Origin of the sequence: Citrobacter sp. CtB7.12, from assembly GCF_001297795.1 — a bacterium.
GTDB classification, from domain to species: Bacteria; Pseudomonadota; Gammaproteobacteria; order Enterobacterales; family Enterobacteriaceae; genus Citrobacter_A; species Citrobacter_A amalonaticus.
This window is the reverse complement of sequence record NZ_LIFT01000008.1, coordinates 166,882-182,168: the sequence shown is the minus strand read 5'-3', so window position 1 is coordinate 182,168 and position 15,287 is coordinate 166,882. Positions and strand designations below refer to the sequence as shown.

The window sequence follows — 15,287 nt, the reverse complement described above, 5'->3', positions numbered from 1 at the left end:
GTGAGCAGGCGCAGCCAACAAAGAGGCAGCTTGAAGGATAAAGTGTAAATGATAAGGAGTACCTGATTCCGTGCTAACCCTGCTCCACCTGCTTTCTGCTGTCGCCCTGCTGGTCTGGGGTACCCATATTGTGCGTACTGGCGTGATGCGTGTGTTCGGCGCCCGCCTGCGAACCGTGCTTAGCCGTAGCGTCGAAAAGAAACCGCTCGCCTTCTGCGCGGGAATTGGCGTCACTGCGCTGGTGCAGAGCAGTAATGCCACCACCATGCTGGTAACCTCGTTTGTTGCTCAGGATCTGGTCGCACTGACGCCTGCGCTGGTGATTGTGCTTGGTGCAGACGTAGGGACCGCGCTGATGGCGCGTATCCTCACCTTCGATTTATCGTGGCTCTCGCCGCTGCTGATTTTTATCGGCGTGATCTTCTTCCTCGGCCGTAAACAGTCACGCGCCGGACAACTGGGGCGCGTGGGGATCGGCCTTGGCCTGATCCTGCTGGCGCTGGAACTGATTGTCCAGGCCGTCACCCCTATAACCCAGGCCAACGGCGTACAGGTCATTTTTGCCTCGCTGACCGGCGATATCATGCTGGATGCGCTCATTGGCGCGATGTTCGCGATCATCAGTTATTCCAGCCTGGCGGCGGTACTGCTCACGGCCACCCTGACCGCGGCGGGGATCATCTCCTTCCCGGTGGCGCTGTGTCTGGTGATTGGCGCCAACCTCGGTTCCGGCCTGCTGGCGATGCTCAACAACAGCGCGGCTAATGCCGCGGCTCGTCGCGTGGCGCTTGGCAGTCTGTTGTTTAAGCTGGTGGGCAGCCTGATTATTCTGCCATTTGTCCATCCGCTGGCGAATCTGATGGATGAATTGCCGCTGGCGAAATCCGAGCTGGTGATCTATTTCCATGTTTTCTACAACCTGGTCCGCTGCCTGGCAATGATTCCTTTTGCCGAGCCGATGGCGCGCTTCTGTAAGCGCATCATCCGCGACGAGCCTGAGCTGGATGCGCATCTCAAGCCAAAGCATCTGGACGTTAGCGCGCTGGATACGCCGACCCTTGCGCTCGCCAATGCCGCCCGTGAGGCGCTGCGCATCGGCGATGCGATGGAACAGATGATGGAAGGGCTGAAGAAGGTGATGCATGGCGAGCCGCGCGAAGAGAAGGAGCTGCGCAAAATCGCGGATGACATCAACGTGCTCTACACTGCCATCAAACTCTATTTGGCGCGGATGCCGAAAGAGGAACTGGCGGAAGAGGAGTCGCGGCGCTGGGCGGAGATCATCGAGATGTCGCTTAACCTTGAACAGGCGTCGGATATTGTGGAGCGCATGGGGAGCGAGATTGCTGATAAATCGCTGGCGGCGCGGCGGGCGTTTTCTATTGAGGGGTTAAAAGAGCTGGATGCGCTGTACGACCAGTTGCTCAGCAACCTGCAACTGGCGATGTCGGTCTTCTTCTCCGGCGACGTGACCAGTGCCCGGCGGTTGCGCCGTAGCAAGCATCGTTTCCGCATACTGAATCGCCGTTACTCGCATGCGCACGTTGATCGTCTGCATCAGCAGAACGTACAAAGTATCGAGACCAGCTCCCTGCACCTGGGATTATTGGGGGATATGCAACGTCTGAACTCGTTGTTCTGTTCCGTGGCTTACAGCGTGCTGGAACAGCCGGACGAAGATGACGAGCGGGATGATTACTAACAGGCGGTAAGGCCGGATAGCGCTTATCCGGCCTACCAATTGCGCTCATTGCAGGCCGGATAAAGCATTTACGCTGCCATCCGACAACGTCGGTTAAAAGCAGTGACCTGCCTCAACGGCAACGGCGTCTTTACCGGCTTCGAACACGTAGGTGGTGTTCGGACCGCCAAGCACCGCCTGACCCCTACTCACTTTAATCCAGTTGCCTTCCGGCAGACCGATCACCGTCAGTTCAGGCGCGACAACCAGCAGCTCGCGAATACGCTGTTCACGCGTTTCGCCTTTGTGTCCTTCCGGCAGCGCGTTAGTGAAATGCGGGTTAATCTGCAACGGGAACAGGCCCAGCGCATCAAAACCTTGCGGATCAACAATCGGCATGTCGTTGGTGGTGCGGATGGTCTTGCAGGCGAGGTTGGCACCCGCACTCCAGCCAATGTACAGCGCACCGCGTTTAACCACGTCAACAATCGGTGCCAGCAACCCGCGCTCGCGGCTCTCTTTCAGTAACTGAAAAGTATTGCCGCCGCCGACAATCACCACTTCCGCATTTTCAATGGCCGCCACCGGATCAGTCACGGTGTGAATACCCACCACCTTGACGCCCATCGGGGCGAAGATTGCAGCCGTTTTTTCTGTGTATTCATCCCAGGTTTGTGTGACGCCTGCAAAGGGGATAAATACTGCCGAACGGCGCCCCTCCAGTTGCTCCGCAATCAGCGGCAGCGCATGCTCCATCCAGCCTTTACCCGGCAGTGTCGAGTTACTCAATAAAAGCAGTTCCATTCTTTCTCCCTGTAATCAGTAAATGACAAAACGCGGTCATGCTACCACTGACAGTGTAGCGCCTTACTGACATGGCTCACGATGTTGGAAGGGGGTGTAGAAAGGACCACTGACTCAATGATGAAAAATGCACGATGTGCGTATTAAAGCGAATGAAGATATTTCTCACTCTGCCAGTATGAACATGTAACGCATTGATAATACAATAAACCAGGCGTGATTGAATTTATCGTAGTTGAGATGTTTATTCACTCTTTATGAAAAGTGAGAAGGGGATTTTTAAATTTTGACGGTTACTAATTTAAAACAGCAACATTGCGGCATTGCCCTGGATTTATCCCGAACAGGCTTAAGCGTATTGCGATAAGCACTATGAGGTTTCTGGCCCATGCTGAAGCATTGGCGTCTGTCCTCTGATCAACAACAGTGTCGCTATTTTCATTATTATGTAACTAAACATTTCAGTTCGAATGGAAAAATCATTGTAACTCACTGAAATATAGGATTTTTACCAAAAATTAAAATTTATGTATCTTTTTGTTTTACTTACAAACAGTAAGGTAAATTCCGAAAAAAAGATCGATTACAACGATCGATATCTTTCAAGTGATAGTCTTTAACTATTGATTTTGTTTTATCGATCAGGTTTGACAATCAATATTGCTCATGTACTATTCTGTTTGAATCAATATTATACCGACAGCAGCAGAGTGGGTGTGCCGGACATCGTCAGAATAAATAACCTCGCCGGATAATAAATACCCCCTGAAAATAAAAAACAGGCTGTCCAGGATATAGGGAGCATCATCTGTATGACAAAGGAATATGTAAAGAAGAGCCATATTGCCAGTTGGCCTGAAAATGATGTTTATTTTTCCACGGGTATCTCTGCGCTGGCCAGAAAAGTGACTAATTCTCATTCCGGCTCAGACTATCTGTTTATTAATCTTAATAGTTATACCTTAAAGCTTTTTTTTCGATCGTTCTCTCAATTGAGCAAGAGTGGTTATCAGTTGATTATTATTTCAACCCAACGACTCATGCCGCTGGCTTTTTTCTGGCACCTGAAATGTCACGCCGTCAGCGCAATCTTCGAATCGCGTTGCTCTGTTCATGATGTTATTCGCGGTCTGGATACTGTCGCGACCGGGCGGCAGATCGTCTGGTCCTTCCCGGGGCCTGCCTGTTTACTCTCTTCAAGAGACGTTTTACTTCTGCGGCATTATCTTGAAGGGGGAAGTATGGGCTATTTACAAGAGAAACACTGCCGCGCGTATTCCACCTTACAGGGATGGAAGACTACAGTCGCGCGGAAATTTAAAGTACGAAAACTCGAACATCTCCTTATTTCGAATTAATCATCATTGTCCAGTATGAATATTTCTGATGCCTCAGCGTCCAGTGGAATATTTATAAGCAAGATAGAACTGCCCGTTTAATAGGGATCTTATTAACTATGGATGTAGATATGAAACGCGTTTTTTACCATGCTTTTTTCCCCGCGTTATGTTTAACCGCGTACCCACTGACTGCGGCGGAAATGCTTCCCACACCTTATCCACCCGTGCAAACTACCACGATGCCGGACGACTTATTATCGAATTCGGATTATACGAATCACTGGGGTTGGGTGAAAGAAACCTGGGAGAAAGGCTATTCCACTTTTTCCATCAAAGATAAAAAATATATTGCTAACCAAGAAATTACGCTGATTAATCCTGCTTTTTCTAAACAGGTCGTGACGTTATTAAATGAGTCGTATAGTTATAACAATACGTTGAATTCTGTGCAGCTTAATATCGGTGACGGTATATACGATGCCGCCGGTTCTGAAGCCGTGAATACCACGGTGAAAGGGGAATACACCAATAGTAAAGGGAATATTGAAACAGGTGTATTGCAACTTAATGGCGACGGGAAAGCCTTCCATACGCTGGTTGAGAATAACGGTGCCCTGACGATGAATGGTGATTCACAGGCGTATGACACCGTGGTGAAAGCCGGTGGTCGACAGACTGTTGGAGGCCGTGCTTATGCTCAGGCGAATCTCATCGATGGCGGTATTCAGGTGCTCTCAGTCACCAGTACGGCGTTGGCTGAAGATACCATTGTGCAAAATGGCGGCCAGCAAATCATTTATAACGGGACCGCGAAAAACTCGCACATCGGCGCCAACAGCTATCAGCTTGCCAGCGGTCTGGCTTTGGATACGTACCTGTATAACGGCGCCTTCCAGCAGGTGTTTAGCGGTAAAGGCGAAGAGTTCGTTGCGGACCTCAATACCACCGTTTATGCCGGTGCGCGACAAACGATAACCTCGGGTATTTCAGAAAATGCGCAGGTCTATGGCACGCAGGTGATTACCGGCGTAGACGGTCAATGGAGCGATGGAGACTGGGTTTCCGACAGTAATTCCAACGTTCGTGTCAACGGGCAGCAGGCGAAGGACGCCACCATCCATGCCGGTGGTTTGCAACGTATTCAAACCGGCAATGCCGATGGCACACAGGTCTATGGCACTCAACTTGTCAATGGTCAGAAAGGTGGCTGGGTTGGGGGAAGCTGGGTGGAGCAATCTGGATGGACCGGTGGCATTCGCGCTAACGCGACAAATACGACCGTTCATGCGGGCGGCCTTCAGCAACTTGCCTGGTACGGTGAAGCCAGTAATACGGTTATCGATGGCGGCCGTCAGGAAGTGCTTGCGCTGGGGCATATCTCGAACACAACGCTTCGCAATGGCGGGAGCAGCCTGATTGCCTATGGAGGCTATTCAACGGGGACACTGACGGTAGAAGACGGTTCACTGACTATGGAAGGGGGAAGTGTACACGACTGGACGGGGAATCTGGGTAAGGGCGCCTGGGCCGCGTCGGTGGACTTACAAGGCCCTTCTTCCGTTCTGTACTTAAAACACAACGCGGATACTGCGGAATCCGTCACGACGATTAAAGCCTTAACGCATAATGGTGTGGTCAATTTTAGTGCGCCAGAGGGACGCGACGCGGGACAGTTTAACCGTCTTGAACTCACCACGCTGGAGGGGACCGGGACTTTCGTTATGAACACCAATCTGTCCGGCGGGATTGGGGATTTTCTGAACGTTTCCGATGCCGTGACGGGGCAATTTAAGGTCACGGTGCATGATTCCGGAAGTGAGTTACGCAGTCGAGCGGCTACTCCTTATCACTTAATTTATGCGAATGGGAGCGGGGCAGACACCTTTGCGATGACCAACGGCAGCGTCGATCTTGGTGCGTACAAATACTATCTGGTGCATGGCGCCGATAGCGATAAGGATAACTGGTATTTGTCACCGCAGGCGAATACGCCAGAACCTGAGCCAGGCCCGGATCCTGAGCCGGGTCCGGGACCTTCGCCTGAACCGAATCCTGAACCGGGAGTTAAGCCGGATTTATCAGAAAGCGCGAAAGCGGTTATTGCCATGGCGAATGTGACACCCACTTTGTGGGACGCTGAGTTGTCAACGCTGCGAACCCGTCTCGGTGAAATTCGTCAGATGCGTGACTACGAAGAGGGTGCATGGGGCAAATACATCAGTAGCCGCTACCGCGTTTCCACAGAGCACGTGGCTTACCGTCAGGATGTGAACGGTGTGATGCTCGGTGGTGATAAGCGTTTTGATTTAGAAAATAGCGCACTGATTATGGGCAGTATGGCTTCCTATACGCGTGCGGATCTCGACTCATCCAGTACCAATGGCAAAGCGGACAGTTACGGCATTGGACTGTACACGACCTGGTTACACAACAGCGGTTATTACATCGATGGTGTGTTGAAAGCCAACTATTTCCGTACGGAGAACAACCCCTACTTCAACGGCGGACGCACCCATGCGAAAGATAATACCGTTGGCGGCGGGGTTTCAGTCGAGATCGGTAAGCATATTGCGCTTGAGACGTGGTTTGTTGAACCCTATCTCCAGGCATCATGGTTTATTGGCGACCAGACTCACTACAAACTCGACAGTGGCATGTCGGTTAAAGCGGATGCTGCGCGATCGTTAAAAGGGGAAACCGGGTTAACCTTCGGTAAGAATGTGACGCTGGTAGATGGGACACTGTTACAGCCGTATGCGAGAGTGGCCGTTCGTCATGAGTTTATGAAGAACAACGACGTCGTCATTAACCACACTGAGAAGTTCAAAAATGACCTGTCAGGGACAAGCGGCAAATATGGCCTGGGGATGACCGCGAAACTAAGCGATCGGTGGTCCGCATGGGGAGAAGTCAGCTACGAAAAAGGGCAACATATCGAGACGCCTTATAGTGGTCAACTGGGTATCCGCTACAGTTTCTGAACGTTGTGATTACGCGTTTAATAACCCTCCTCAGCGTCATCAGAGGAGGGTTATTTGCACATGTTACCCCGCCCGGGCAAATTCAGCGGCTTCACTAATCAGCGCGTCATCCGGGCGTACGCCGGTGTACATTGCGAACTGCTCAACGGCCTGCAACGCAATTACTTCTGCGCCGCTGATGGTCTTTTTACCCAGCTTCTGCGCCAGTTTGATCACCGGGGTATCCGGCGGCAGGGCAACGACATCGAACACCACGCTGGCGCTGGCGACCATGGCTTCGCTGTACGCCAGCTCTTCGCTCTCTTTACCTCCGGCCATGCCGACGGGCGTGACATTGACCAGAATGTCGCAGGCAATGCCTTCCGGCAGCGGCTGCCACTGAAAGCCATACTGTTTCGCCAACGCCGGACCGCTGTCCCGGTTACGAGCGGCGACGATCACATCGCGAAAACCGGCGTCGCGAAAGGCGGCAATCACCGCTTTGCCCATCCCGCCGCTGCCGCGAATCATCACCCGCGCAGTGGTGTCGAGCTGGTGGCTGGCAATCAGGCTTTTTACCGCCATATAATCGGTGTTGTAGCCTGTCAGTCTGCCGCCGTCATTGACGATGGTATTGACGGAATCAATGACTTTTGCCGATGGATCGACCGCGTCGAGAAACGGCATACAACTCTCTTTAAACGGCATCGATACCGCGCAGCCACGAATGCCTAACGCGCGAACCCCTTTCACCGCCGCTTCAATATCCTGGGTGGTAAACGCCTTGTAGATGAAATTTAAACCCAGCTTTTCATACAGATAGTTGTGAAAGCGGGTACCAAAGTTGCCGGGCCGACCGGCAAGCGACATGCACAACTGGGTGTCGCGGTTAATCATGTTAAATCTCCTCGGCGTGCGACAGTAAATACTGTTCGGCTTCCTTAGACCAAATCCCGTGATGGCGTTCCAGAATAGCGCACAGCGCGGGATCGTCAATCTGGCTGAGAGCGGTTAGCGGTAACGCTTTCCCGGTATAGACCAGCTTTTTACCGCCGCCCACTTTCGGCAGCTCCAGCGTGGTTTCTCCTGCGGCATTCAGCCCAAGAATGTGCGTGACCACTTTGGCGGCCTGCACTTTCTTCTCTTCAATCAGTTTAACCGCCGTGCGCATATCGTCAGTGTTCCCACCCGAGGTGCCCACGTAGTGAGTGAAGGCGTAATGCACATCGTAGAAGTTGATTGGGGCGCTGAACTGCTTGTCCTGCGGGCCGGCAAAGAAGTTCATACAACCGTCGGGTGCGAGCAGGGAAGAGGCCAGGGTGACCAGTTGTTCGTTCGGCACGAAGACAAAAATATCATCAAAACCGTGGCCGCCGGTCAGCGCCATCAGCGTGTCGTAAGCGGCATCCTGTGCGTGCAGGTAGTGGATCAACGTTTGTGGTTCAGAAGGATAGTGTTTACGGGCATAGCTCAGCTTGTCGTGGTTAGTATCGGTCACCACCAGTAACGCCGGGTTGATCGGGCCATGCAGCGCGTAGTCGATCGCCAGCAGCCCCATTGGCCCCGTCCCGCCGAGGATCAGCGTGCGACCCTGTGGACGAATCCCCATGTTGTGGTTATAGGTGCCTTCCTGCAGGTGATAGTTGGCGTTGAATGCGCCGATCACGCAGGAGAGCGGCTCGACCAGCGATCCTTCAAAGTACGTTTCGCCTTCGTAAGCCAGCAGGCAGTCCTGTTCCATCACCACATTGGGGATCACGACGTGTGTGGCTTCGCCGCCTACCCACGGGAAGGAGTAACCGGGGCAATCCGGGCGATCCGCCAGTTGCAGGTTCGCCTGAATCACATAGCGCTGGCCGGGCTGGAACTTGTGCTGCCACTTTTTCCCCACGGCGATAATATCGCCGCAGAACTCGTGGCCGATGATGATTGGGTGGGTCGCTACATCGTCCGGCACCTTTTTATGATCCTCACCCTGATTAGCCTCTTTCCAGGAAGAGAGGCACAGGCTGTCGGTGACCACGGTAGCCAGAATTTCATCGTCCTGCATCTCTGGAAGTTCGAACGTTTCCAGGCGCAGGTCGCGTTTGCCATAAAGGCGCAGAGCTGTTGTTAACATATATTCCACCTCATGTTGAGCGATAGCCCCGGCTGACCACCGGGGCGAAAAAATCAGGACAGGAAGCCCAGTGCCTTACCCATAATCCCCAGGCCAAACAGGGCGAAGATCAGCCATACCGGGTTAATTTTCTTGTTGAGCAAACGGACCATCAGCATCGTCAGGCCCAGCGCCAGCAGGCCGGGGCAGAGCTGATCGAGGATGTTCTGCACGGTCATCGTGACGGTGCCGCCGTCCGCGCCGGGGGTTTGCGATACCACCAGTGGCACGTTGATGCTGGTCCACTTGGTGACCAGCACCCCCATCACAAACAGGCCGAGAATCGATGCGCCTTCGGTCAGTTTTTGCAGCAGGTTGCCGCCCATGTCACTGACGATGTTGACCCCTTTGTTGAAGCCAATTTGCAGGCCGTACCATTTCATCGCCAGACGGACTGCGTTGAAAATAAAGAAGAACAGCAGCGGGCCGAGCACGTTGCCGGACAACGCCAGCGACGCGCCGAGCGCGGCGGTGATCGGTCGCAACGTGCCCCAGACTAACGGGTCGCCAACGCCCGCCAACGGCCCCATCAAACCGACTTTGATGCCGTTGATCGCGCCATCATCGATTTCCGCCCCGTTCGCTCGCGCCTCTTCCATCGCGGCGGTAACGCCAATCACCGGGCCGCACACCGCGGGCGTGGTGTTGAAGAACACCAGATGACGCTTGAGTGCCGCCACCTGATCTTCTTTCAGCGGGTACAGGCGCTTGATGGCGGGGATCATGTCGTAGCAAAAACCCAGCCCATGAATACGTTCAAAGTTGAAAGACGCCTGCTGCAGGTTGGAGCGAACAAACATGCTAAACAGGTCAGATTTGGTCAGTTTTTTCTGTTCCATGATGGGCTCCGTTAGTCATCAAGCTGGTCAAGAGCGGTGGAGGAGGAGGTCTGCGTCTGCGGTTCGGCCTTACGCCACTGTGGGTTCAACTGGATATAGACCAGCGCAATAATCGCGCCGACGCCGCCAAAGGCCAGCAGACTCAGGTCGAGGTAACCACCGGCGATAAAACCGAGGAAGAAGAAGGGCATCAGGTACTTCACGCCCATCATGCGCAGCACCATGGCGTAACCGACCACCACGATAAAGCCACCGGCAATCTGCAGGCCGCGAGTGACGAATTCCGGGATGGCGTTGAGCATATTGCTGACCATATCTGCACTGACAAACAACGAGACAATTAACGCCGGAATGGCGACGCGTAACGCCTGGACGCCCAGCGCAGAGACATGGAGGATGTCGATGGTGCGAAAACGCGCATCTTCTGCGGCCTTATCCGCCGCATGCTGGAACACCACGGTGATAGTCCGGGCGAAGACGGTCAGGACCTGGCCTGCCGCCGCGACCGGCAGCGCGATAGCGATACCGGTCGCGATGCTCTGTTGCCCGACGATAACCAGAATGGCGGAGATAATACTGGCGAGCGCGGAGTCCGGAGATTGCGCGGCACCAACGTTCATCCAGCCAAGCGCGATCAGCTCCAGCGTTCCGCCGAGCATCACCCCGGTTTTTAAATCACCGAGGATCAGGCCGATAACCGTACAGGCAATGAGCGGGCGGTGGGTCTGAAATTCATCCAGCACGCTGCCCATTCCGGCAATACAGGAAAATATAAATATGGCGATAATTTGTAGGGTACTGATTTCCATAATAGGTCACCTTAAAATGTGAACATCCCTGCCTGTTAACGCATTTACACGTCGTCCTTCAGGCTGCCTCTTTGTTGGCTGAATGACTCGTCTCATCCATGAGACTCGCCCTGACGGGCCGTCGCTTCGCAACGTTCAAATCTGTTCCCGACAGATTTGTGACTCACCCCCAGTCACATCGTTATTTATGTTCCTGTGGATTCACTCATTTGCCGCCGTGATGCTTCCAGAATGACTGTGTAATAAATACAGGCGCTTTTATTTATTCCGCGAACGACTGTTCTTTTATTTTTTCGAGAATATTAATGGAGGGATCGGAGGCGACCACGCGTAAATCCAGGGTGACGCCAAATTTATCCAGTTCGCGAAACGCATTAATATCATCGTCATCTAAGGATACGGCTTTGGTTAATTGTTTTTTACCCGGTCGCCAGGCCATGCCGCCAATATTTAAGGTGGCAATTTTTACGCCCTGTTTGACCATCGCCAGCGCATCCTGTGGGCGGGTAAATAAATAAAATACAGTCTCGTCCTGATACTGTGGATTATGATAAACCGCGACGGCTTTTTCGATATTCACCACGTTGACCTTCATTCCCGGTGGGGCGGCCTGGCGTAATAATGTCCGGCGCACTTCATCATTATAAACGTCGTCATTACAGATAATAATCCGCTGGGCATTCGCCACCTTCGACCAGACGGTGGTGACCTGACCGTGGATCAAGCGGTCATCAATACGGGCAAGGGTAATATTCATCAGAAATCCTCTTCGGTCGTTTCCAGATGCTGCCAGACCACGCAGGTTTGTTGTGCAATGGTCGTCAGGTGTTCGCACAATTCATCCACATTCATACTGCTCTGGTTATCTACCAGTTCCAGCGCCAGCGGCAGGGAAAGGCCGCTGATCACCCGGATGGCCGGATTGCGCATCGCCAGCGTTGCCGCGGCGTTCCACGGACTGCCGCACTGCAGGTCTACGGCAATCAGCCATTCGCTATCAGTGTGAGCACTCACTAACTTTTCCAGCTTTGTGACGATGTCGCTGGCGTTCTCGCCGGGGACAAAGGCGACCGCCTCAACGTTGGCGTCACCGTAGACCATGTGCACCGATTCCAGCATGGCGCAGGCTAGTTTGCCGTGAGCACAGAAGATTGCATGGACCATAACGCCTCCTTAGCCGCGCGTTTTTCCGCCCGCAATGTTAGTGGTTACTCCGGTAATGTAGCTTGCACGTTCAGACAGAAGATAACAAACGAAATCAGCAACTTCGCTCAGGCGTCCCGAACGGCCAATCGGAATCGCGTTCTTGCTATAGCCTTCACGCAGCTGATCAACGGTGATATTGCGGGTCCAGGCCAGCGCTTCTTCATATTCCGGCGTGCGCAGTCCCGTTTTTTCCAGAATCCCGGGAGCAATGCCGACCACGCGAATGCCGTGTTTACCCAGCTCTTTTGACCAGGAACGGGTGAAGCTATTCAGCGCCGCCTTCGTTGCGGCATAGCAGCTCTGGCCTTCTGACCCTTCCAGCCCGCTTTCCGAAGAGACGTTGACGATAACGCCGTTACGCTGTTTCACCATCTGGCGCGCCACTGACTGTGACATTAAAAACACGCCTTTCTGGTTGATATTGACCATTTTTTCAAACGCGGCTTCGTTTAATTCATACTTTCCTGCAGGCGCTTTTTCATCGACCAACAGGCGGGGAAAGTTAACGCCAGCGTTATTGACCAGACCGTCAATACGACCAAAGCGCTGGATGATTTCATCCACGGTGTGATTAACCTCTTTGGCGCTGGAAATATCTGTCGGCCAGAAGTGATAGTCGTTATTACCTTCATGCTTTGCTTCGCCGCCATGAATATCCGCCATCTGGACATTCGCGCCTTGTGATAATAATTCTTCGACAATGGCTAAGCCAATTCCGGATGCGCCGCCGGTTACAATAATGACTTTATCCTGTAGATTTAACCACGTTTGCATAATTAACTCCCAAATTCAGAGAAGGGGATCCTGCATAAAATAAATTACGTCAGGATCAAGATGTTTATATTTACTTCAACAATAATTCAGCGGTATGGCTATTAGTGACCAGCGCATTAATATAGTTTCCACGTAATGCGCCGAGAATGCCGCTAAGCTTTTCTTCACCCATTGCGATGCCGATGGAATAACGCGCTTGCTTTAATTTGTTGGTTTCGATGGAGAGCGTTTTTTCGCTCATCGTGGTCTCCACCGTCACGCCGTTAATATCGTAAAAGCGCGAGCAAATGTCTCCGGCAACCTGCCGGGCATGCAGGTCGTCACTCTCTTCGCTGCCGTAAAAGGCATGCCAGTTTGCACCGTCGCGAATTGCCGGAGAGCCGATCCCTACCAGCGCAACATCCAGATTGTCCCAGTAGGCAGAAATCGAATTAAAGTGCTGGGACTGCATAATACCGTTGCGAATCAATGGATTTTCCAGCAGTGCCGGAAAATCAGCCAGATGTGATTCGCCTTTCAGCTTTGCCGCCGCGCCGTAGGTCAGCGTATTGACGTGATAGCGGCTCTCGAGCTTCCCGGATGGCCCGCCGATAATCGGCACGCAGATCAGCTGGCGTGACTGGCTGGCTGGCGACAACCCTTCGACCAGTGCGCGTACTGCGCGTCCCCAGGAAAAACCAATGATGTCGCCGGGTTCCAGTAAACGTTCCAGCAACTGCGCGCCGTGCACGCCCATCATGGCAAGTTGTTCCTCTTCCTGCTCGTTGTCGCAGGTGATCACCACCGCTTCTTTGAGGCCGAATCGTTGTTTAAGCTGCTGTTCCAGCCACAGGTTTTCGTTGTAATCGTAGTTGATGGCGATAGTGACGATGCCCTGTTCACGACCGCGTTTCAGCAGGCGGCTAATGGTGGTGCGATAAATCCCCAGTTCACGGGCGATCTGCGCTTGTGTCATATCCTGTTCGTAATAGAGCTGCGCTATTTTTACGATCAGGCGGATATCATCACTGTTTTCCATCGCCATTTGTAGACTCCTGCACATTTGTGCAAATCACCAATCTGCCCTCTTGATCTGATATAACCTCATAAAAGGGGGAGTTCAAAGCGATTTTCTCTTCTTTGTGCGTCATGAGCTGGCGATTAATGTTGCACATATGATGTGCGGAGCGCTCGTTGTTGGCACAGATGTGCACATAATCCTAATGTCTTGATTCTGTTAATTTTCATTCAACAAAATTGCACGTAAAGATCGGAGACACTTTTGTGTCGAAAGGTGTGGCGGATCACAAATAGCGCTGAGGCCATTTTGCACGATTATTTTTTATCGCCAGCAAGGTAGGGTATATTCCGCATTTATTACGCAAAGCATTCAGGATGTATCAAGGCGGCAAGGGAGCGAATCCTCAGGAGCATAGATAACGATGTGACTGGGGTGAGTGACAAATCTGTCAGGAACAGATTTGAACGTTGCGAAGCGACGGCCCGTCAGGGCGAGTCTCATGGATGAGACGAGTAATCTGGCAGCCAACGCAGAGACAGCCTGAAGGATGAAGTGTACAACGGAGAAATTATGCTGCCCGACTCATCAACACGACTCAACAAATACATTAGTGAAAGCGGAATCTGCTCGCGCCGCGAAGCGGATCGCTTCATTGAGCAAGGGAATGTCTTCATTAATGGCAAACGCGCCACCATTGGCGACCAGGTGATGCCTGGCGACGTCGTGAAGGTGAATGGTCGGTTGATTGAGCCGCGTGAAGCGGAAGATCTGGTCTTTATCGCGCTGAACAAGCCGGTGGGGATCGTGAGCACCACCGAAGACAGCGAGCGCGACAATATTGTTGATTTCGTTAACCACAGCAAGCGCGTATTCCCGATTGGCCGTCTGGATAAAGATTCCCAGGGACTGATCTTCCTGACCAACCACGGCGATCTGGTGAATAAGATCCTGCGTGCCGGTAACGATCATGAAAAAGAGTATCTGGTCACGGTCGACAAACCGGTTACGGATGAGTTTATTCGTGGGATGAGTGCCGGCGTGCCGATTCTGGGTACTGTCACCAAAAAATGTAAGGTGAAGAAAGAGGCGCCGTTTGTATTCCGGATTACCCTGATTCAGGGGCTGAACCGTCAGATCCGCCGCATGTGCGAACATTTCGGTTATGAAGTGGTGAAGCTTGAACGCACGCGCATCATGAACGTTGGCCTGTCCGGTCTGCCACTGGGAGAATGGCGTGACCTGACGGATGATGAGCTAATTACGCTGTTTAAGCTTATCGAAAACTCTTCTTCAGAAGCGAAACCGAAGGCGAAAGCGAAGCCGAAAACCGCGGGAATCAAGCGTCCGGTGGTGAAAATCGAAAAGACGGCGAACAAAGAGAAAGCGCGCCCGGCGGCAAACGGCAAACGCTTTACCTCGCCAGGGCGTAAGAAGAAAGGACGTTAACGTCTGCCGCGCGTTGGCGTATTCGCAGACCAGGAAAAAGAGGCTTCAGCATCCGGTTTATAAGCCTGCTTTTTCTTCAACTGGCGGGCTTTTTTTGCCTCGGCTTCGCGCAAGACCATCAGCTTATCAATGTACTCTTTCTTCACGCTGTTAGTCTCTGCGTTGGTCAATTGACGACCATGCGCGATACGGGCGCGATCCAGCAACGTTTTCAGTTCGCGCTGTTCGCGCTCGGTCATCTCTTTTTGGGTAATGCGGGGGAGTGCCATA

General features: G+C 52.6%; 14 protein-coding genes. 4 read left to right on the top strand and 10 right to left on the bottom strand.

Features of this window, described 5'->3' with window-relative positions:
• Positions 1-70 precede the first annotated feature (70 nt).
• Complete coding sequence (locus AOY24_RS12715) at positions 71-1,702, top strand: Na/Pi cotransporter family protein (RefSeq protein ID WP_042998996.1); 1,632 nt, start codon at positions 71-73, stop codon at positions 1,700-1,702.
• Between the two features lie 93 nt (positions 1,703-1,795).
• Here the strand turns inward: AOY24_RS12715 and pepE are convergent, their stop codons facing one another.
• Positions 1,796-2,485 (bottom strand): dipeptidase PepE, encoded by a 690-nt coding sequence (gene pepE, locus AOY24_RS12710; RefSeq protein ID WP_054176739.1) that lies wholly within the window; start codon positions 2,483-2,485, stop codon positions 1,796-1,798.
• Between the two features lie 812 nt (positions 2,486-3,297).
• Here pepE and AOY24_RS12705 point away from each other — a divergent pair.
• On the top strand, positions 3,298-3,843 hold the full coding sequence (locus tag AOY24_RS12705; RefSeq protein ID WP_042998998.1) for a hypothetical protein: 546 nt from the start codon (positions 3,298-3,300) through the stop codon (positions 3,841-3,843).
• Between the two features lie 272 nt (positions 3,844-4,115).
• The gene (locus AOY24_RS12700) at positions 4,116-6,806 is read left to right on the top strand and encodes an autotransporter outer membrane beta-barrel domain-containing protein (protein ID WP_235507527.1); all 2,691 of its coding nucleotides are present in this window, start codon (positions 4,116-4,118) and stop codon (positions 6,804-6,806) included.
• A gap of 63 nt (positions 6,807-6,869) precedes the next feature.
• On the opposite strand, the gene AOY24_RS12695 is transcribed toward AOY24_RS12700, so the two are convergent.
• The 8 genes from AOY24_RS12695 to AOY24_RS12660 all read right to left on the bottom strand — a co-directional run bounded on the left by AOY24_RS12695 (position 6,870) and on the right by AOY24_RS12660 (position 13,589).
• Complete coding sequence (locus tag AOY24_RS12695; RefSeq protein WP_054176737.1) at positions 6,870-7,682, bottom strand: shikimate 5-dehydrogenase; 813 nt, start codon at positions 7,680-7,682, stop codon at positions 6,870-6,872.
• Position 7,683: 1 nt separating this feature from the next.
• Positions 7,684-8,904, bottom strand: coding sequence for an L-sorbose 1-phosphate reductase (sorE, locus tag AOY24_RS12690; protein ID WP_044253408.1), 1,221 nt, complete (start codon positions 8,902-8,904; stop codon positions 7,684-7,686).
• 53 nt (positions 8,905-8,957) lie between these two features.
• Positions 8,958-9,782, bottom strand: coding sequence for a PTS system mannose/fructose/sorbose family transporter subunit IID (locus tag AOY24_RS12685; protein WP_054176736.1), 825 nt, complete (start codon positions 9,780-9,782; stop codon positions 8,958-8,960).
• Positions 9,783-9,793: 11 nt separating this feature from the next.
• Positions 9,794-10,591, bottom strand: a complete 798-nt coding sequence (locus tag AOY24_RS12680) for a PTS mannose/fructose/sorbose transporter subunit IIC (protein WP_042999003.1) — start codon at positions 10,589-10,591, stop codon at positions 9,794-9,796.
• Between the two features lie 262 nt (positions 10,592-10,853).
• Positions 10,854-11,348 (bottom strand): mannose/fructose/sorbose PTS transporter subunit IIB, encoded by a 495-nt coding sequence (locus AOY24_RS12675; protein ID WP_042999004.1) that lies wholly within the window; start codon positions 11,346-11,348, stop codon positions 10,854-10,856.
• Positions 11,348-11,755: a mannose/fructose/sorbose PTS transporter subunit IIA gene (locus AOY24_RS12670; RefSeq protein ID WP_054176735.1), complete on the bottom strand. Its 408-nt coding sequence runs from the start codon at positions 11,753-11,755 to the stop codon at positions 11,348-11,350. Before AOY24_RS12670 ends, AOY24_RS12675 begins: the two co-directional genes overlap by 1 nt.
• Before the next feature lie 9 nt (positions 11,756-11,764).
• Positions 11,765-12,571 carry an SDR family oxidoreductase gene (locus AOY24_RS12665; protein ID WP_054176734.1) on the bottom strand — a complete coding sequence of 269 codons (807 nt, stop codon included), beginning with the start codon at positions 12,569-12,571 and terminating at the stop codon, positions 11,765-11,767.
• A gap of 70 nt (positions 12,572-12,641) precedes the next feature.
• On the bottom strand, positions 12,642-13,589 hold the full coding sequence (locus tag AOY24_RS12660; RefSeq protein ID WP_044268586.1) for a sugar-binding transcriptional regulator: 948 nt from the start codon (positions 13,587-13,589) through the stop codon (positions 12,642-12,644).
• A gap of 552 nt (positions 13,590-14,141) precedes the next feature.
• Between AOY24_RS12660 and rluF the strand changes: the two genes are divergently transcribed.
• Positions 14,142-15,017, top strand: coding sequence for a 23S rRNA pseudouridine(2604) synthase RluF (gene rluF / locus AOY24_RS12655; RefSeq protein WP_054176733.1), 876 nt, complete (start codon positions 14,142-14,144; stop codon positions 15,015-15,017).
• Here the strand turns inward: rluF and AOY24_RS12650 are convergent.
• Positions 15,014-15,286, bottom strand: coding sequence for a DUF3811 domain-containing protein (locus AOY24_RS12650; protein ID WP_042321003.1), 273 nt, complete (start codon positions 15,284-15,286; stop codon positions 15,014-15,016). The two genes, rluF and AOY24_RS12650, sit on opposite strands and share 4 nt — an antisense overlap.
• Between the last annotated feature and the right edge of the window lies 1 nt (position 15,287).